Here is an 18,523-nt window from a genome sequence, read left to right on the forward strand (position 1 = left end):
ATGACTGTTGAAGAACTAAGGGGCTGGCTGCGCAACTGGGTCGCGCAAACGACCGGCTTGTCCACAGACGAGATCACGGATACCAAGCCTTTAGAAAACTTCGGCCTGTCCTCCCGCGATGCAGTTGTACTTTCCGGTGAACTGGAAAACTTGCTGGGTATGAAGCTCGAGCCTACTGTCGCTTACGAGTACCCCACCATTGCATTGCTGGCGGATCGTCTAGTCAACGGTGGTGGGGCAGCTGCGCTTAGCGACGCCTCCAGCTCCGCCACTCCCCGCAGCACCGGCATCATCGGTGGCGACATCGCAGTCATCGGTGAGGCTGGACGCTTTCCGGGCGCCGAGAATATTAAAGAGTTTTGGAACATGCTGGTGGAGGGCCGTTCGGGAACCGGCCCGCTGCCGATGGGCCGCTGGTCAGAGTATGCCTCGGATCCGGTGGTGGCGGACAAGATCGCGACCCAAAACACCGACGGCGGCTACATCGAAGACATCGCGGGCTTTGATGCTGAGTTTTTCGGTTTGTCTCCGCTAGAGGCTGCCAACATGGACCCGCAGCAGCGCATCCTCCTCGAGCTGGCATGGGAAGCACTCGAGGACGCAGGCCTGCCTGCCAACCAGCTGCGCGGCACCTCCACTGGCGTCTACATGGGCTCCACCAACAACGACTACGGCATGCTCATCGTCGCTGACCCAGCAGAGGCGCACCCTTATGCCATGACCGGCACCTCTTCTGCGGTGGTGGCCAACCGTATTTCTTATGCCCTGGACCTGCGCGGCCCGTCCATCAACGTCGATACCGCGTGCTCCTCCTCGCTGGTGGCCGTGAGCCAGGCCGTCAACGACCTGCGCGCCGGCGCTTCCGACGTCGCTCTCGCCGGCGGCGTCAACATCTTGGCTGCACCGCACGCCTCGACCGGCTTTAGCGAGCTGGGGGTTATCTCGCCGACCAGTGCTATCCACGCCTTTTCGGACGACGCTGACGGCATCGTGCGTTCTGATGCAGCGGGCGTCCTCGTGCTCAAGCGCCTTGCCGACGCCGAACGCGACGGCGACAACATCCTCGCCGTCATCAAGGGCACCGCGGTCAACTCTGACGGCCACTCCAACGGCCTGACCGCCCCGAACCCAGACGCGCAGGTCGACGTCCTCGAGCGCGCCTACGCTGACGCAGGCGTTGACCCGCAGCTCGTCGACTACGTCGAGGCCCACGGCACCGGCACCATCCTCGGCGACCCAATCGAGGCCACCGCCCTTGGCCGCGTGCTGGGTTCTGGCCGCACCATGGCTGCCCCGATGCTGCTGGGCTCCGCAAAGTCCAACATCGGCCACTCCGAGTCCGCAGCGGGCGTCGTGGGCATGATCAAGGTCATCGAGGCTATGCGCCACGGCGTCATCCCGCCGAGCATTAACTTCTCCGCGCCGAACCGCTACATCGACTTCGACAACGAGCACCTTGAGGTCGTCGAGGACCCACGCGAGTGGCCTGAATACTCCGGCCAGAAGGTCGCGGGCATCTCCGGCTTCGGATTCGGTGGTACCAATGCGCACGTGGTCATGACCGATTACCGCGGCCTGCCAGCAGAGACCGCCCCACAGGTAAGCGTGGGCGACGATGCCCCAGTCTCCCTCCCGATCTCCGGCCTGCTGCCTTCCCGCCGCGCCGCCGCGGCTGGCCAGCTCGCCGACTTCATCGAGCAGGAACACCCTGACCTCCTCTCCCTTGCGCGTACACTTGCGCGCCGCAACCACGGACGCTCCCGTGCGGTGGTGACGGGGACGAACGAGGAGGACGTCGTCAAGCGCTTGCGCCAAGTAGCCGACGGTAAGGTCTCCATGGGCATCGCCTCCGCGGACTCGCCGTCCGTGCCGGGCCCTGTGTTCATGTACTCCGGCTTTGGCTCGCAGCACCGCAAGATGATCAAGGACGTGCTGGAGATTTCTCCTGCGTTCAAGGATCGCCTGGAGGAACTCGACCGCATCGTGCAGTTCGAGTCTGGCTGGTCCATCCTGGACATCGTTGCTGACGACGCTCAGACCTACGACACTGAGACCGCCCAGGTCGCGATTACCGCCATCCAGATTGCGCTGACGGACCTACTGGCTTCCTTCGGCGTGCGCCCGGCGGGAGTTATCGGCATGTCGATGGGCGAAATCGGTGCAGCTTACGCTTCGGGTGGTCTGTCGGCTGAAGACGCCATGCTCATCGCCGCACACCGTTCCCGCCTGATGGGCGAGGGCGAATCCTCCCTGACCGAGGAGCAGCAGGGCGCTATGGCCGTAGTGGAGCTGACCGCCGAGGAGATCGAGGCACTCGACGGCAACATCGAGCCCGCCGTCTATACGGGCCCCGGCATGACCACAGTGGGCGGCCCGCGCCCTGAGGTCCTTGCGCTGGTGGAAAAGCTCGACGCAGAGGGCAAGTTCGCCCGTGCACTCAACGTGAAGGGCGCAGGACATACCTCAGCGGTGGAGCCGATCCTGGGTGAGCTCTATGCAGATATCGCTGGCATCGAGCCGCGCCCGCTGCACACGACGCTCTACAGCTCTGTTGATCGCGGCGAGATCTACCGCCCAGGCGCGGTGGTCCATAACGAGGACTACTGGATCCGCATGACTCGCCAGCCGGTGCTGCTGCAGGACGCCACGGAAGCGGCGTTTGCCTCCGGTCACACGCAGATTGTGGAGATCTCCCCGAACCCGATTGCGCTAATGGGCCTGATGTCCACGGCTTTTGCGGTGGGCAAGTCCGATGCGCAGTTGCTGTTTAGCTTGAAGCGCAAGGTCGACCCCACGGAGTCTTTGCTGGATCTGCTGGCCAAGCTGTACGTGGCAGGTGCGCCGGTTGATTACAGTGCGGTCTTTGGATCGGGCGCGCTTGTCGACGCCCCTCACACCCAGTTCAAGCGCCAGCGCTTCTGGACCAACGCTCGCCCGTCTTCGGGTATTTCTGGCCTGCCGGGCGCACGCGTGAATCTGCCGGAGGGCAAGGTGGCGTTCTCCACGAATGCTGACCAAGCGCCGTCTGCTCTGGCCATCTTGGAGGCCGCTGCGGAGGCAGTGAGCCCGGGTGCGCAGATTGTGGCTTCGGAGGAGCACGGGGACCTGCCGCCGCAGGGCGAGGTGTCCACGGTGGTTACAAAGTCGCTGGGTGGACTGTCCATTGCGGTGTACTTCGTGAATGGTCCGTCGACGCAGCTTATCGCGGAGGGGTTTGCATCGGCGCTGAGCTTGGGCGATTCCGGTATCCCGGGCGTGGCAGAGATTCCGGTTCCGGTTGAGGCTCCGGCTGCGTTCACTGAGGCCAACGACATCGAGGCCGTGCGCTGGGACCCAGCGACGGAGACCGTGGAGCAGCGCCTCTCGCTCATTGTCTCGGAGTCCATGGGCTACGACGTCTCTGACCTGCCGCGCGAGCTGCCGCTCATCGACTTGGGCCTGGATTCCCTGATGGGTATGCGCATCAAAAACCGCGTGGAGAACGACTTCCAGATTCCGCCGATGCAGGTGCAGGCGCTTCGCGACGCCTCCCTCGCCGACGTCATCACCATGGTCGAGGAGGCCGTCGCCGGCGGCTCTACCGAGCTGCCGGAGCCTTCTGTCGACGCAGCGGCTGACGCGCCAGCTGCCCCTGCTGCCGCAGAGTCTGCGGAGTCTTCAGGCGGCGAGGCTGAAGGCGTGGGCGTAGCCCCGCGTGATGCCTCGGAGCGCATGGTATTCGGCACCTGGGCCACCTTCACCGGCAAGGCCGCAGCGGGCGTGACGTCGCCGCTGCCGGAGATCGACGAGGCGACGGCCAAAGGCATTGCTGAGCGTCTCACCGAGCGCGCCGGGATTGAGGTCAGCGCCCAGCAGGTCCTCGAGTTCGATACTCTCGAACCACTTGCCGACCTCGTCCGCGAGGGCCTCGAAACCGAGGTCGAGGGCAACATCCGCGTGCTGCGCGAAGCCGACGGCCCCGCCGTGTTCATGTTCCACCCAGCCGGCGGCACCACCGTGGTCTACCAGCCGCTGACCCGCCGCCTGCCGGAAGACGTGGCGGTATACGGCGTCGAGAGACTCGAGGGCTCCCTGGAGGAGCGTGCGGAGGCTTATATCGAGGACGTCGTCAAGCATGCGCGTGGCCGTAAGATCGTGCTCGGCGGCTGGTCCTTCGGTGGCGCCCTGGCGTATGAGGTGGCTTATCAGCTCGCCCAGCGCAAGGCCCGCGGCGAGGAGAGCGTGGACGTGGCGTTCATTGCGCTTCTGGATACCACCCAGCCTTCCGACCCAGCACCAGACACCCTCGAAGAGACCAAAGCCCGCTGGGGTCGCTACGCAGCGTTTGCGAAGAAGACCTACGGCCTGGACTTCGAGCCGCCTTACGAGATGCTCGAGACCATGGGCGAGGATGCCCTGATGACGATGCTCGCCGAGTTCCTCTCCACCACCGACGCCTCCGAGCACGGACTGGCAGCGGGCGTGCTGGAGCACCAGCGTGCTTCCTTCGTGGACAATCAGATTCTGGGCAAGCTCGACATGCGCCGCTGGGCCGAGGTCGACGTCCCGGTCTTGTTGTTCCGCTCCGAGCGCATGCACGATGGCGCCATCGAGCTCGAGCCGCGTTATGCGGAGATTGATCCCGATGGCGGCTGGGGAGTTATCGTTAAAGATCTGGAAATTGTGCAACTGCAGGGTGATCATCTTGCGGTCCCTGATGAGCCGGCCATCGGTATCGTGGGCAAGCACATGAACGATTGGATCGAGGAGAAGATTCGGTAGTGACTACCACTGCTCATAAACTGGACGACCTGCGCCAGCGCCTTGAGCGCGCGCAGGACCCAGGCAGCGAGCGCTCCCGCAAGCGCCGCGACGACGCTGGCCGCTCAACCCCGCGCCAGCGCATCAACGCGCTGCTGGACGAGGGTTCCTTCGTGGAGACTGGCTTGCTGGCCAAGACCCCGGGTGACCCAGACGCGATTTACTCTGATGGCGTTGTGACCGGTTACGGCCGCGTCAATGGCCGCCCCGTGTGCATTTACGCGCATGACAAGACGGTCTATGGCGGTTCGGTGGGCGTTATCTTCGGCAAGAAGGTCACCGAGATCATGGACATGGCCATCAAGATTGGCTGCCCGGTTATCGGTATCCAGGATTCCGGCGGCGCCCGTATTCAAGACGCCGTGACCTCCCTGGCGATGTATTCAGAGATTGCCCGCCGCCAGCTGCCGCTTAGTGGTCGCAGCCCGCAGATTTCCATCATGATGGGTAAGTCTGCAGGTGGCGCGGTGTATGCGCCGGTGACAACTGACTTCGTCATCGCTGTCGACGGCGAGGCAGAGATGTACGTGACTGGCCCGAACGTCATCAAAGAGGTGACGGGCGAGGAAATCACGTCCCACGACCTTGGTTCGGCGCGCCAGCAGGAGCTCAACGGTAACGTGAGCGCGGTGGTTCCGTCGGAGGAGGACGCGTTCGATCTCGTGCGGGACCTGCTGGATCACCTGCCGTTGACCTGCTTTGACCCGGCACCTGAGTTCGATGCGCCTTCCGACGGCGAGGTGGCCGAGGACACCGAACTCAACGAGTTCATGCCGGATGACACCAACGCGGGTTACGACATGTTGGAGCTTTTGGCGCAGCTTGGTGACGACGACGAGCTCATCGAGATCCAAGAGAACTACGCCCCCAACATGATTACCGCCTTCGGCCGTATCGACGGCAAGGCCGTGGGCTTTGTGGCGAATAATCCGATGCACTTGGCGGGCTGTATTGACGCCGATGCTGCGGATAAGGGCGCCCGCTTTATTCGTATTTGCGATGCTTACAACATCCCGCTGGTGTTCGTGGTCGATACGCCGGGCTACCTGCCGGGCGTGGAGCAGGAAAAGGCTGGTCTGATTCACCGCGGTGCGAAGTTCGCGTTTGCTGTGGTGGAGGCGACTGTGCCGAAGGTGTCGCTGATTGTGCGCAAGGCTTATGGCGGTGCGTACGCGGTGATGGGTTCGAAGAACCTGACCGGTGACATCAACCTGGCGTGGCCCACGGCGCAGATTGCCGTGATGGGTTCGGCGGCGGCTGTGGTGATGATTGCGGGCAAGCAGCTCGACGCCGCGGAGACGCCCGAGCAGCGTGCGATGACCAAGAAGATGTTCATGGACTTCTACGACGAGACCATGACCGCGCCGTACGTGGCTGCCGAGAGTGGCTACTTGGATGCGATGGTGGAGCCGAATCAGTCGCGCTTGGCGCTGCGTCAGGCGCTGCGTCAGCTCGCTGGCAAGACGCAGCATGACCTGCCGAAGAAGCACACCATCTCCCCGATGTAAGTCCCTAGCTATGGGCTGTTGAAGCGGCGCCGTCAAGCAGGTGTGTAACGCCGAGCGGTGGGCTGCACGATATCTTTAAGTGAAAACATCCTCGGAAATAAGGAGTAGGAAAAATGCTGTCCAGCATTCTTGACCTCAGCGGCGACGTTATCAACCTCGTTATCATGCTGCTCAACCGCGTCGGCGTGACCATCTCTGGTTCGTCCCTGAGCTCGAAGTAGCGTTCGCGCGCACCCCTCTGCACGGGCCTCTTCTGGCCGTGTAGAGGGGTGCTTCGTTTTACGCTCGGTTGGTGGTTTCTGGTGTACACGACGGCACTAGACTTATGCTAGGCGAACTCGGGGCGGATCGGAGTTTGCCGGGCGTTATTCTGTCCGTCGAAGAAGCTCAATCCATGGTTTCGTTCAAGATAAATAAAACAAATCGCGTGTAATGATGGACACTAGCTAAGACGAGATGTAAGGTACATCACTATCAAAGGTGTTGTTAGAGGGATGGGGAGAATGCCTCATGGCGTTAGACTTGACAGCTCGTATTCAGCAGCGAAAACCTGATCCGCGCTGGAAACGCCTTCCGCGTTTTATTGCGGGGGGCGAATGTATAAATTGTCAAGAATGTGTTAGACGTTGCCCAGTTGCTTTTGCGGCAATCGTGGTTCTTGATCATGGACCTGTGATAATCCCCGAACTCTGCTCAGGTTGTCCGCAGTGTGTGAAAGCTTGCCCGATGGATTGCATATATGAAGATTTGGAGGGTCAGCGCAACGGTACCCCTGAAGAGCTTTGGAAAAAGGTAGAGCAACGTGAAAACGAATTTTAGCCGGCTTCCAAGCCGAAAAGGCGTGCAAGCCGGCGCATCAGAGCCGAACTGTTTGGACGTTGAGTCGAAGTTTCATTCACTCTGGTCTGCAATGGAACGTCAAGTAGGGGAAGGAATCGAGGTTTCTCGCTGGATAGACAAATTGCTTTCGTTTGATGGACGTTTGACCGGAAGTGAGGCGTTGATCAGTCTTTCCCCGCGTGAGAAAGTCTTACGACGATTGCTTCGCGATTCTGATTGGAACCCTTGTGGTGAAAAAGACGATCAGGTCGCGCTACGAATCTCCCTTCTAGTGCATGGAAAGATCAAGCTAGAGGTTTTCCCAACTGAGGAGAAGGTAGATTGCCTCCGTGAGGATGAAATCGGTTATCGAACTGTATTTTGCCCTGACCTGTCCCAAGCGGTTGAACGTGAATTAGAGAGCTGTCAGAGCAGTTCGATTTCCATTAGTCGTCGCGTATCGCTTGTGATCAAGGAATATCATCAACGAGGAGAGCTCGCCCGAAGGGTTCGAAGTGTGAATCAAGCGCTCCGGGAAATTCCTCCGGTTTGTTGCTATTGGAATGGCGAAGCTGTTCAGAATTTCAGGGAGCCTAGGTCTCTGCCGAGCCAGCAAGACTGCTCAGCTCATGTTTTAGACTTTACTGAAGAGGAGGTCCTAGGCCCGGTTACTGCACGAGTCCTGTATTTTTTCTGGGCCTGTGAGCTCTTGAAAGCTGGCGGTCCGAATTCGCTCGAAACTCTCAACGGTCAAGATCTTGGGAGTGTAACGAAGCGTCGGCTTCCGCAAGGTTTAGAAAATGAGAAGTGTCGACGGATCGAGGGCGTTACCCGTCGCAAGATTGTATCGGAAGTGGACATTACTAACTCTGCCGAGGGAGACACGAACCCCTCGAAGCTCTGCGAGGACCGAGAGTACACGCTCGCAGGTTTTGTCGAGCTGGCCTCTGAAACTATTGAACAGATAAAGTTTCAGACGCGAAGCGACGTTGTTATGACCAGGGGATTTCGGGAGATCGGGGCGCTAAGGAAGGCTCTTGATGAGGGGACGATTGAAGAGCTTTCCCGCTTTGACATGTACTCACATTACTGTTGGGTACTAGGCGGGGATCGGCATACTGAGGACGAGCTACACGCAATTTCGTCTCGAATGCGATACAACTCGTGGCATCTTCAGCCTTGGGGAAACACTTCGCCGGCGGAAATGTGTCCAATGAGGTATCACCCAGCTACTCTGCCAGATATTTCGTCTAACCTGGACTTTCACCATACTGGACACATTCGATACTCCGTAAGGCATGCGATTCGAGCCCCCTATTCTCTGAGCCATGGAGGAGAACAGCTTCTTGGTTTCGGTGATATTAGAGCAATGCGACAATCCGGAGAGCGCTATACCGATGAGGACCTCATGAATTGTGTCACGGCTTCGCGCCGAATGGGGGAATACCTCAGTGCACTGTTGGAACAATCATCTGTGACTGAGTTTTCGGCTGAAAGTTGTCGTTTTCCTGAATCCTTGGGCGATCGGATAGCAAATGGTTGTTGACGCACGTGTGACGCGGCTGGCTCGATATAGTTTTGTGTTTGACTATTTTCTGTCGCATCTCGGCTACTTCGCTGTGATGCCGATTCTGGCGCTCTGGCTTCCCGATAAGGTTTCTCCGTTCATCGCTGGTTGTGCGATGGCTGCCTTTGGCATTTCGGTAAGAGCATCAACCTTGGTGATGGGGAGACTCCTACGGTTGCTCCCCTTCGCTGCGGCCATGCAGATTGGTCTAGTTGCCGCGTCAGTTTCTTTCTTTATTATCGGATTGCAGCCTAATGTGGCGATACTCGTCGTTGCCTTGCTCTTGGCTGGAGCAGGAATAAACATGAATGGATCGAGTATTCGGCACTACCTTGTTGAATCTGAAGCATCTGAGACGACTAAGTTAGAGATTTTTGGATCGATCAATATTGCGGTGAACGTCTCGGCAGCGGTCGGGCCAGTCATCGGCAATGTCTTGTTCTCATCGGCGTCGAATGTGATCTTTTTTTATACCGCTGCGTGCTACTTGGCCGCTGCAGTTGTACCGGCGTTGACGTTGTCATACAAGCTAAGACCTCGGAAAGCTGACGTCCGGGGTTCCTTTGCTCGTAGGGTAATTCAGCCCCTAGGCAAGGCACCTGTGCGTTGGGTTGTTCTCGGCGTGGTGGTTGGGTACATGCTTTATAGTCAGCTCTTTTCTTCCATAGCGGTAGCAGTCAGTGCGCATTACACGTCGCCGGTCATCCGAGGAGCGGTATTTGCGGTAAATGCCCTTTCGGTGGTACTGCTTCAGCCTCTGGGTACGCGATTGATTAAGAAAGCACGAGATAGCGGACTATCGAATCAGACGTTGGTGCTGGTTTCTCCTTTAGTTTTTGTAATTGCCCTGGTCGCGGTGAAAATTAATCCATTTCTTGGGATCATCATTTTTTCTTTCGCGGAGACTCTTTTTATTCCGCTAGTGGATGCAGCGCTTCTTTCGTTACCAATGACGGGTTCTTTAGAAGCGGTTCAGGCGCGACAGTTAGTGGTTGCCACTGGGGAAGGAATCGGTCTTGGGCTTGGTGTCATCGTTGCTCCTCAATGGATCGCGTTGTCTGCTGCCGTGCTTATTGTCTGCTGCTTTGTTGTGCGCTTAATGAGTGGAGAACATGACGCTAAACAATGCGACAAGGGTCCATCCTCGGCTAAGCATTGAGAGCGCGGCTATTGACACTGAAACTGACAAACCAACAAACAGATCAATGAAAAAGGCGATGAATATGAAATTGAACGAACGCTTTGCAGATGGTTCCGGCAGTTCTCCTCGAACGCTGACGCTAGTGATGTTTGGCTATAATCACGAGGCACTTTGCGCTCTTGCCGAGGCAGACACAGAATTCTGCGTCATCGTGGTGGAGGAGCGTTCACTGTATGAAAAGAAGGGACTCGAAAAGCGATCTGCTGATCCTCGAATTCGATCTGTTCTTTCGCGGTGGGAGTGGTGCGAGTATCAGAACAACTCTGATGCAGCTGTTGAATGCATCCGTGAGCTTTTAAAGGATACGCATATCGATGGCATCGTGCCGGGCTTGGAGTATGCCGTAGGTGCTGCCAATGCTGCAGCTCGCGCCGTCGGCCTGCCGCATGCAGGGGAAGATGCTCCCTTACGAGATAAAATTGCGTTCCGCCGCTGTGTGGGCGGAGTTCAATGGACTGAGGTTAAGAGCGAAAGCGACATCTTCGAGCCTCCCTGTGTGATTAAGCCAGCGAACCGTCAAGCCTCACTTGGTGTCTCAATCATTCGTTCATCAGAAGAAATTTCGTCGGCGTGGACTCATACGTCGACCGCACGCGAACCTCGCCAGGAAGCGGGCCGACCATGGGATACTCGCTACATTTGCGAGAGCTTGATAGAGGGAGATGAGACGTCGGCCGAATGCCTCGTAGTCGATGGTGATGTGGTGTTTCTGAACATTACGAGCAAAGAGACTAGCGGTGCCGTGGAATTAGGACACGAAGTAGGACAGCACAATCCTGGGGTGGAGGAGGCCATGCGGGACTTGGTGTCGAAATTGGGGGTGCAGACCGCTCTACTGCATGCCGAATTCAAGGGCACCACACCCATCGAATGCGCAGGCCGCCCACCAGGCGACCGAATCATGCTTCTCATTGGTCGGGCGTGGGGAGTAAATCTCTATGAGCAGTGGGCACGTGCTATGTGCCAATATACGGTTTCAGTGCCACAACAACCTAGTTCTTCAGCAGCTATTCGCTTCATTCATGCGCCGCGGGGTTTGGTACGGAGCATTGAAGATCCAACGGGACATGGCGTTATCACAGTTGAACCGAATACCTGGGTCTCCGAACTAGCATGTTCGTGGGACAGAGTAGGTTTCGTGGAAGCTGATACGCATGCGGACGCAGTTCGCCGCGCATCGCAGGTTCGTTTCAAGATGGCCAACGATGTAGTTCTCTATCTCAACCACCGGAGGACTGCAGCGGAATGGACACCAGCGTTCGAAGCATCTGATGGTGCGGTGCTTCTCACTGACAAGGAAGTTCGACCTGCCGGCATCGTAGAGACAGTGCAGCTCGATACCAATGACCAAGATGCTGTCACTGCAACAGTGGATGAATTGTCATCCCGCTACGACATCCGTGGAGTTGTCACTTTCAGCGACCGTGATGTAGAGACGGTGTCCTTGCTTGCCGATAAACTCGGCCTTCCTGCACCATCGCAGGCCGCTGCTCTGAAGGCACGGAACAAATTTGAGATGCGAAAGGCCGTGCAAAGTATCGCACCGCATATGGTTCCTTCCTTTTCGTTTATTGAGCCGGGGGATAATGCACAATCGGTAATGGAGGGTGCAGGAATCACGGTCCCGTGTGTGGTTAAGCCAGTGGATGCTTCTGGATCTCGAGGGTTTTCCCTGTGCCATACGGCGGACGAAGTCTCGGCTGCGGTGTCCCGATGGGGCGGACCGATGGTAGTGGAGGAGTTACTGACCGGAAGTGAACACAGCGCTGAGGGATATGTGTACGAGGGGGACGTTCATCTCATAGGCGTGACAGATAAAACGACTACAGCTAAGTTTCGATTGGAAATTGGGCAGGTTTTTCCATCGGCCGTAGAGGGCATTCAGGATGCGGTGAAGCCGCTTCTACAAGCGACAATCAAAGCCCTCGGAATCAATAATTGTGCGTTCCATATGGAATTCTTCTTTGATGCTAGAACATCAACAGTTAAGTTGGTCGAGATTGCTGCTCGACCAGGTGGAGACTACATTGCCTCCCACTTGGTACCGCAGGTAACCGGTGTATCCTTCGCTCGTGATTTGGTACGCATTGCAACGGGGCAAAGACCTTCATTTGCAGTGCCCCGTGATGGCTATGTGGCGGCAACATTCAAGCTACATACTGATAAAGAGGGAGTACTTAAATCTATGGGTCAGCTTCCTACTGCTCCTATCGTCGTAGAATCCCAACAACACGTGCATGTCGGCGATGTGATTACGCAACCCCCTGCCGACACATTGAGTTCAATCCTTGCGGAAGTTGTAGTAGTCGCGGCGTCTCGGAGAGAGATTGAAGCTTTTGAATCGAGACTTCGGGAAGTGGAGGTCGTCGTTGAATAAGCAACGAATAGGCTTGGTCGGCGCATTCCCTCGGATGCCGCACGGTCATCATCAGCTAGGCATGCTTCGAGATGCCGCTGCTCGCCAAGGCGTAGAGCTCATCGAATTAGACGGGAAGAACCTCGACGAGGCGCTCGCTCGGAAGGAATCAACTGGATACAGTGACTGTGAAGGCTACGTATGCTTCCGCGAAGACTACACATATCAGACCGCTCTTCTCGACGATTCTGGTAACGCTCCAGAGGACGTAGCTAGATTGAAGCGGAAGGATGAGGCTCGTCAATGCTTGCGCGATGCTGGTTTCGAACAACCGGCGACGGCAGAGGAACCGCGAGATATACCAGGTCCTTGGGTCGTGAAGCCTCGCAGCGGATCAGGTAGTGCTGGAGTGAGTGTTCACACTGATCTCGAGAGTGCGAGGGAGGCGCTCCGAACACTGTCGGACGGCTTCGTCGAAACATTCGTCCAAGGCACTGAGTTTTCAGCGGAGGGATACTTCTACGCCTCCGAACCTGTCGTAGTCGGTATCACCGATAAGAGGCTTGAGGGCGTGGTGGAAATCGGCCACCGTTACCCTAGCGTCCTTCTCTCCGATCATGAAGAAGAGATAGCCGCATCTGTCATTTCTGCCCTAAACACATGGGGACTGAACGCGGGGCTCTTTCATGTCGAGGGCTGGTGGGTGGACGGCCAGGGGGTGGTTCTAGGTGAAGGGCATGTGCGCCCAGGCGGCGACTTCATTCACCTACTTGTCAGTTCTGTACATGGTGCAAACATTTTTGATCCTCTCATTGCAGATGCTTTGCGCCAGCACGGTAGAAAAAACGCTCTTAACGATGGATTTGTCTTTCCTCAACGGCGCGATGGTCACAGTAGCGCTGTTCGCTATATCCAAGTCCCTCCCGGAACTATCACAGCCGTTAGTGGGGTCGAAGAAGCGCTATCGGAGCCAGGAATTCTTGCTGGCTATTGCACAGCGGAACCTGGTGTAAGGGTGGAGACTGCGAGTTCTTCAACAGAGCGACTTGGTTGCCTCGTAGCGCATGCCTGCGGTGGAGAAGATCCGGAAGATATTCTGGATCGCGCAATGGGTAAGTTGCGGATTACCGTGAGCAATTAGGCACGCGAGCGGGACGCAAAGGCCGCGATGGCGCGCCAGCCAAAGAAGAATAGCGCGGACATCACGGTGGCCACGATGAGGAAGGACCAGTGCGGCAGACGCCCGTTGACCAGCATCCACAAAGCCATGCCGCCGATGACGGCGCTCAGCCACACCACGGCGCCCTCCTTCCACAGGCCGCTTAGCTTCGTGGCCATGATGATGACCCAGCCCACGAGCGCGCCCACGGTCCACGGCCAGAAGGCATCAACCCAGGAGCTAAAGCTCAGGCCACCATGCGCCAGGCGGGCGAGGATAGCGAAGAAGGCGAGAGCGAGGATGTCGATAAGCGGGGCAACGCGCATTTAGGATTCCTTCCGGTTCAACGCCGCGTAAGAAAAGCCATCGCGGGCGTAGTGAGCGAAGTAGATGACCCATCCAATGATAGTGATGAGCGCAAAAGAAATAAGCCGGTAGATGATGGCCGCGGAGGTGGCGTGCACCACGGTCAGGCCTGTCGCCACCAGAGGGGTGATGAGCGCGGCCTCCACCGTGCCCAGACCACCCGGGGTGACCTGCGCGGAGCCAGCCAGCTTCGCGGCGAGGAAGGCCAGTGCAACGCCGGCCAGGGTGGTGTCATCAGCACCCGCGCGCAGCCACGGAATCTCCCCGGTTACCGCCCACACGGAAGCCCATAGCGCGGCCATATCGGCCAGGCGGTGCACCAGAGACGCACCAGCAACCACAGCAAAGGGGCCGCGTGAAAGGTGGACCTCGCCGAGGTTGCGGACCTCCTGAATCGCGCGGTCCCGTTTCGGGCCGGGCCGTAGCTTGCGCAGCCAGCGCTCAAGGGTCACCGGGTGCGAGGTCAGCCAGAAGATGCCGCCGAGTGCCGCGAGCATGAGGACAACCGTGGTGATAAGCGATCCCAAGGCCATATCGGCATTGAGGAAAAACACCCCGCCGAGCCCAATGAGCGCGAGGAACATCGAGCTAACAATCGAGGACAAGAACAGGAAGTAGCTGCACAGCGCCACCGACGCGCCCCAGCGGCGCTGCACCTGAAAAGTGAGCACTGCGGAAAAGGCGGGGCCGGCGGGCAGGGTAGTGGACCACGCGTTGGAGGCCAGAGTAATGGCGTAGGTTTCACGCAATGGGACCTTGACGCCGCCGGCGCCGATGAGTCGCTTCATCACTTCCGCCATGCCCGCGATGGACAGCAGCGCGAAGAACACCACCAGCACCACGGGGAAAGGTTTGGCGTGGCGCAGACGGCGCAATCCCTCGGAGATGAAGTCCAGCTGGTCGCGGAAGAACCACGCCAGCGCGGCCAGAATCAGCAGGGAGATTATCCAGGTCAGCCAGTTCTTCTTCATCGACCATCCGTGGAATTGAGGCGCTTGACCAGCTCGGAGAAGGGGATGAGCTCCTCGTCAGTATCGGCACTGCGGTCCCCGCGTACGGCGGCTTCGTTCGCCGTGCTTGCCGACGCCCCCTCCTCCGCGAGTACCTGGCTGGCCGCGGGTGCTGGGGCCGGGGCTGCAGCCACAGCAGGATGCTGCGCAGCGACGGGCTCGGGGGAGTCGCCGCCCAGGCGGTGGGTCAGGCGGGTGAGGAAGCGCGGGGCCCACCAGTTGTCCTCGCGCAGCAGGTGCATGACGGCGGGGACGAGGAGCATGCGGACGATGGTGGCGTCGAAAGCCAAGGCGAAAATCATGCCGAACGCGATGTACTTCATCATCACGATGTCGGAGAAGCCGAAGGCACCCGCCACCACAATCATGATGAGCGCCGCCGCAGTGATGATGCCGCCGGTGTGTGCGGTACCGCTGGCGATGGCATGATCCGTGGACTGCCCCGCGCGCCGGGCCTCGACCATGCGCGAGACCAGGAAGACCTCGTAGTCCGTCGAGAGGCCGAAGACGATGGCGATAATCAGCACCAGAATTGGGCTCATGAGCGGACCTGCGGTGAAGTTGAGGGCGCCGGAACCGAAGCCGTCGACAAACATGAGCGTGAGGATGCCCAACGTGGCGCCGAGGGAAAGCAGCGTCATCAAGATGGCCTTAAGCGGCAAGATAAACGAGCCGAATACCAGCGACATCAGCAGGAACGTCGCCACCACCACGTACAGCGCCATCCAGGGCAGCTTGTGGAAGAGCGCGTCCAAAGACTCCACCTCCATCGCCGGCGTGCCACCGACGTAGAGCTCAACGCCCTCCGGCGCCTCAATCTGCTCCAGCTCGTGCACTATGCGGGCGTAATCGTCGCGGTCCTCGATACCTGCGGCCAGGACGGTGGTGCCGTCCTTAGTCGGCGTGGTCGGGCCCATGGGCTTGGTGAGGCCGTCGAGCTGCCGCACTTGCATGACGACGTCGACAAGCTGCGCGTTCGTCGCATTCGTCACCACGAGCTTGACTGGCTCCGTGCGGAAGGAGGGGAACTCCTCGTTGAACTTGTCCTGCGCCATGCGGGTCTCGTGCGTGGGCGGCAGGTAGGTCTCGTTGATGCCGCCGAACTTCACGCCGAGGACCGGCAGTGTGAGCGCGATGAGCAGGGCGCAGATGCCTACGGTCATCAGCTTCGCGTGGCGCATGGCCCAGCGTGGCAGCTTGTACCAGAAGGTGTCCTCGATGCGGCGCGCGCGGCGAGAGGTCTTGCGCACGGAGAACTTGTCGATGTTCTTGCCCAGCAGGCCAAACAGTGAAGGCAGCACGGTCACCGAAAGCAGCGCCGCGAGGCCGACCGCAGAGATGGAGCCGTAGGCCACGGACTTTAGGAACGCCTGCGGGAAGAGGAACAACCCAGACAGAGCCACGGCGACCATACCCGCGGAGAAGACCACGGTCTGGCCCGCGGTGGCGGTGGTGGTAGCCACGGCCTCGCGGACATCGCGGCCTTTGTCGAGCTCCTCACGGAAACGGGAGACCATGAACAGGCCGTAGTCGATGGCCAATCCCAAGCCGAGGAGCGTGACGACGGCCTGCGCAAAGACGTTGACCTGCTGGAAGCCGGCGAGGACGGACAGGATGCCCAGGGAACCGAGGATGGACAGGCCGCCGACGACAAGCGGCATAAACGCCGCCACGACAGAGCCGAAGACGAAGAGCAGCAGCAAGCCCACGAGGGGCAGGGCGGCCTTTTCGGCGCGGGAGATGTCGTTGGCCATGCCTTCGTCGAGGGCGTCCGCCACGGCGGTGGCGCCGCCTACTTCGAGGGGGACGTCGGTGGCAGTGAGGTCGTCCTCGATGGCGCGGAAGTCTTTGAGGGTCTGCTCGCCGTCGCCCTTGAGGCTGATGGCGGCAAACGCCGTGGTGTGGTCGCGGTTGACCAGGTTGGGGTTCTTGGTATCGAAGTAGCTGGTGATGCTCTCGATTTCCTGCGGGTGGTTGGCCTTGAGCTCGGCGAGGTGCGCCTTGGCGGCGTCGAAGTTCTTGTCGGGATCAGCAAAGAGCAAGACGACGTCGCCCGAATTGTCACGGCCGAACGTTTCTTGCTCGATTTTCGCCGCGCTTGTCGACGCCGCACCCGGGTCCTCCCAGCCCTCCTGGCTCATGCGCTCGCCTAGGCGGGTGCCGAAGCCGAAGAAGAGCAGCAGGATAAGTCCCACGATGACGAGTGGGACGACCTTGCGGTGGGCGTAGGAAAAACGGCCCCAAGCATAGAACATGGTTCTCCTAACGCTGTTTGAGCAGGGCGGTGAGTGGGCGGAATGGCTGCAGCCAGGCGCCGCCTTCGGGCAGATTGTCCAGGTTGATGCGCGGCAGCGGCTCGCGGAAGACGCCCTCGATGTCCTCGAGGTCGACGAACTCGATGTCTTCGTGGGTCACGGCCCAGGAGGCGTGCTCGTGGAAGCCGAGGACGCACACCGGCTTGCCCTCGGCGGCGAGTTCCTCGAGGAGGGACTGAAAGTTCTGGCCGTCGGCGGAGGCGACGATCACGCTGTCGAGGTTGTCGCGGTTTTCCTGAATGTAGGCGATCATGTCGGGATCGACGTCGTCGTCCTCGTGCAGCTTGGGCTTGGCAAAGACCGCGAAGCCCACGTTGCGGATGGCCTCGACCCAGGGGCGGATGACATCAGCGCCACCAGGGGTGACGTTGGTGAAGACCGCGGCCTCTGGGCGGGCGTCGTTTTGCAGGGCGATTTCTACGAGCCAGCGGCCGATGGCGTCGAAACGCGGGCGATGCGCCGCAGTGGGGCGGCCGCCCAGAATGGCGCCGAGCCCCATGTCCATGTTGGGGGCGTCCCAAACAAGCAGATAAGAGCCGGCCATTATTTCTTCTCCCACAGGTACTCGGTGATGACGTGGTCTTTTTCGAGGCCTTTGCCCTCGAACTTGGTGATGAGCTGGCGGTCGGTCAGCTGCGGGCATTCGGGCCAGGGCCAGCCCTTGAACTCGAGGCTGGGCTCGACGTCGACAAGCTCTGTGATCCACTCGGCGTAACCGGCGTGATCGGTGGCTACGTGCAGGACGCCGCCCTTCTTCAGGCGGGAGGCGAAGAGGTTGAGCGTGCCGGACTGGATGATGCGCCGCTTGTGGTGGCGGGCCTTGGGCCAGGGATCCGGGAAGAAGACGCGGATGCCATCGAGGGACTCTGGTGCGAACATGCGGACCATGACCTCGATGCCGTCGCCGCGGATCATGCGGATGTTGTCGATGTCGTTGCGCACAACGGAACCCAGTAGCTTGGCCAGGCCAGGTTTGTAGAGCTCAACGGCGATGATGTTGGTGTCCTGTTCTTTCGGCGCCATCGCGGCGGTGGAGGTGCCGGTGCCGGAGCCAATCTCAACAATGGTTTTGGCGCCGCTGCGGCCGAACCATTCGTCGAGGTCGATGCGCTCGTCGGCGAGCATCTTGCCCAGGCGCGGCCAGTGCTCTTCGAAGAGGGCGTTCTGGTTGTCGGTGAGGGTGCCGCGGCGGAAGGTGACGTTGCCGAGGCGTGGGTAATCAAGATCGTTGCCGAATTCAGCGTTGAAGTCGGTCTGCAGCGGGCGGCCGTGTGGCATCTCGCCAGCTGGGGAGTTTTGAGGATTATCTGCAGTATTCATTGCCCATATATTGTTCCCTGTGTCTGGGTAACTAACAAAGTGCCGCGCCGCTAGGCCAGGGGGCATTCGTACGCATATTACGCACCGGATATAACCGGATTG

12 protein-coding genes are annotated in these 18,523 nt (G+C 59.4%); 7 read left to right on the plus strand and 5 right to left on the minus strand.

Annotated features, from left to right (window positions below):
- The 7 genes from HMPREF0308_RS05435 to HMPREF0308_RS05455 all read left to right on the plus strand — a co-directional run bounded on the left by HMPREF0308_RS05435 (nucleotide 1) and on the right by HMPREF0308_RS05455 (nucleotide 13,392).
- A complete protein-coding gene (locus tag HMPREF0308_RS05435; protein ID WP_005529493.1) occupies nucleotides 1-4,761 on the plus strand; it encodes a type I polyketide synthase in 4,761 nt (1,586 codons plus the stop codon).
- Nucleotides 4,761-6,308 carry an acyl-CoA carboxylase subunit beta gene (locus HMPREF0308_RS05440; RefSeq protein WP_005529495.1) on the plus strand — a complete coding sequence of 516 codons (1,548 nt, stop codon included), beginning with the start codon at nucleotides 4,761-4,763 and terminating at the stop codon, nucleotides 6,306-6,308. Before HMPREF0308_RS05435 ends, HMPREF0308_RS05440 begins: the two co-directional genes overlap by 1 nt.
- Nucleotides 6,309-6,818: 510 nt before the next feature.
- Nucleotides 6,819-7,127: a DUF362 domain-containing protein gene (locus HMPREF0308_RS14445; protein ID WP_080548614.1), complete on the plus strand. Its 309-nt coding sequence runs from the start codon at nucleotides 6,819-6,821 to the stop codon at nucleotides 7,125-7,127.
- A gap of 91 nt (nucleotides 7,128-7,218) precedes the next feature.
- The gene (locus tag HMPREF0308_RS13620) at nucleotides 7,219-8,673 is read left to right on the plus strand and encodes a hypothetical protein (RefSeq protein WP_005529497.1); all 1,455 of its coding nucleotides are present in this window, start codon (nucleotides 7,219-7,221) and stop codon (nucleotides 8,671-8,673) included.
- On the plus strand, nucleotides 8,663-9,853 hold the full coding sequence (locus tag HMPREF0308_RS05445) for an MFS transporter (protein WP_005529499.1): 1,191 nt from the start codon (nucleotides 8,663-8,665) through the stop codon (nucleotides 9,851-9,853). Before HMPREF0308_RS13620 ends, HMPREF0308_RS05445 begins: the two co-directional genes overlap by 11 nt.
- A 64-nt stretch (nucleotides 9,854-9,917) precedes the next feature.
- On the plus strand, nucleotides 9,918-12,272 hold the full coding sequence (locus HMPREF0308_RS12985) for an ATP-grasp domain-containing protein (protein ID WP_049146804.1): 2,355 nt from the start codon (nucleotides 9,918-9,920) through the stop codon (nucleotides 12,270-12,272).
- Between the two features lie 61 nt (nucleotides 12,273-12,333).
- Nucleotides 12,334-13,392 carry an ATP-grasp domain-containing protein gene (locus HMPREF0308_RS05455; RefSeq protein ID WP_005529503.1) on the plus strand — a complete coding sequence of 353 codons (1,059 nt, stop codon included), beginning with the start codon at nucleotides 12,334-12,336 and terminating at the stop codon, nucleotides 13,390-13,392.
- Here the strand turns inward: HMPREF0308_RS05455 and HMPREF0308_RS05460 are convergent.
- Genes HMPREF0308_RS05460 through trmB form a run of 5 tightly spaced genes read right to left on the minus strand, consistent with a single transcriptional unit; the run spans nucleotide 13,389 to nucleotide 18,421 of the window.
- Entirely contained in the window at nucleotides 13,389-13,736 is a 348-nt protein-coding gene (locus HMPREF0308_RS05460) for a DUF3054 domain-containing protein (RefSeq protein WP_005529505.1), read from the minus strand. The genes HMPREF0308_RS05455 and HMPREF0308_RS05460 overlap by 4 nt on opposite strands.
- Entirely contained in the window at nucleotides 13,737-14,747 is a 1,011-nt protein-coding gene (locus HMPREF0308_RS05465; protein WP_005529507.1) for a lysylphosphatidylglycerol synthase transmembrane domain-containing protein, read from the minus strand.
- Nucleotides 14,744-17,041, minus strand: coding sequence for an MMPL family transporter (locus HMPREF0308_RS05470; protein ID WP_005529508.1), 2,298 nt, complete (start codon nucleotides 17,039-17,041; stop codon nucleotides 14,744-14,746). Before HMPREF0308_RS05470 ends, HMPREF0308_RS05465 begins: the two co-directional genes overlap by 4 nt.
- A 7-nt stretch (nucleotides 17,042-17,048) precedes the next feature.
- Entirely contained in the window at nucleotides 17,049-17,645 is a 597-nt protein-coding gene (locus tag HMPREF0308_RS05475) for an NYN domain-containing protein (RefSeq protein ID WP_005529510.1), read from the minus strand.
- Nucleotides 17,645-18,421, minus strand: coding sequence for a tRNA (guanosine(46)-N7)-methyltransferase TrmB (gene trmB, locus HMPREF0308_RS05480; RefSeq protein ID WP_005529512.1), 777 nt, complete (start codon nucleotides 18,419-18,421; stop codon nucleotides 17,645-17,647). Before trmB ends, HMPREF0308_RS05475 begins: the two co-directional genes overlap by 1 nt.
- Nucleotides 18,422-18,523 lie beyond the last annotated feature (102 nt).

Origin of the sequence: Corynebacterium striatum ATCC 6940 (assembly GCF_000159135.1) — a bacterium.
GTDB classification, from domain to species: domain Bacteria; phylum Actinomycetota; class Actinomycetes; order Mycobacteriales; family Mycobacteriaceae; genus Corynebacterium; species Corynebacterium striatum.

Coding starts and splice junctions, on each gene's coding strand:
- HMPREF0308_RS05435 (WP_005529493.1), top strand. CDS start 1: ATGACTGTTGAAGAACTAAGGGGCTGGCTGCGCAACTGGGTCGCGCAA.
- HMPREF0308_RS14445 (WP_080548614.1), top strand. CDS start 6,819: ATGGCGTTAGACTTGACAGCTCGTATTCAGCAGCGAAAACCTGATCCG.
- HMPREF0308_RS13620 (WP_005529497.1), top strand. CDS start 7,219: ATGGAACGTCAAGTAGGGGAAGGAATCGAGGTTTCTCGCTGGATAGAC.
- HMPREF0308_RS05445 (WP_005529499.1), top strand. CDS start 8,663: ATGGTTGTTGACGCACGTGTGACGCGGCTGGCTCGATATAGTTTTGTG.
- HMPREF0308_RS12985 (WP_049146804.1), top strand. CDS start 9,918: ATGAAATTGAACGAACGCTTTGCAGATGGTTCCGGCAGTTCTCCTCGA.
- HMPREF0308_RS05455 (WP_005529503.1), top strand. CDS start 12,334: ATGCTTCGAGATGCCGCTGCTCGCCAAGGCGTAGAGCTCATCGAATTA.
- HMPREF0308_RS05460 (WP_005529505.1), bottom strand. CDS start 13,736: ATGCGCGTTGCCCCGCTTATCGACATCCTCGCTCTCGCCTTCTTCGCT.
- HMPREF0308_RS05465 (WP_005529507.1), bottom strand. CDS start 14,747: ATGAAGAAGAACTGGCTGACCTGGATAATCTCCCTGCTGATTCTGGCC.
- HMPREF0308_RS05470 (WP_005529508.1), bottom strand. CDS start 17,041: ATGTTCTATGCTTGGGGCCGTTTTTCCTACGCCCACCGCAAGGTCGTC.
- HMPREF0308_RS05475 (WP_005529510.1), bottom strand. CDS start 17,645: ATGGCCGGCTCTTATCTGCTTGTTTGGGACGCCCCCAACATGGACATG.
- trmB (WP_005529512.1), bottom strand. CDS start 18,421: ATGAATACTGCAGATAATCCTCAAAACTCCCCAGCTGGCGAGATGCCA.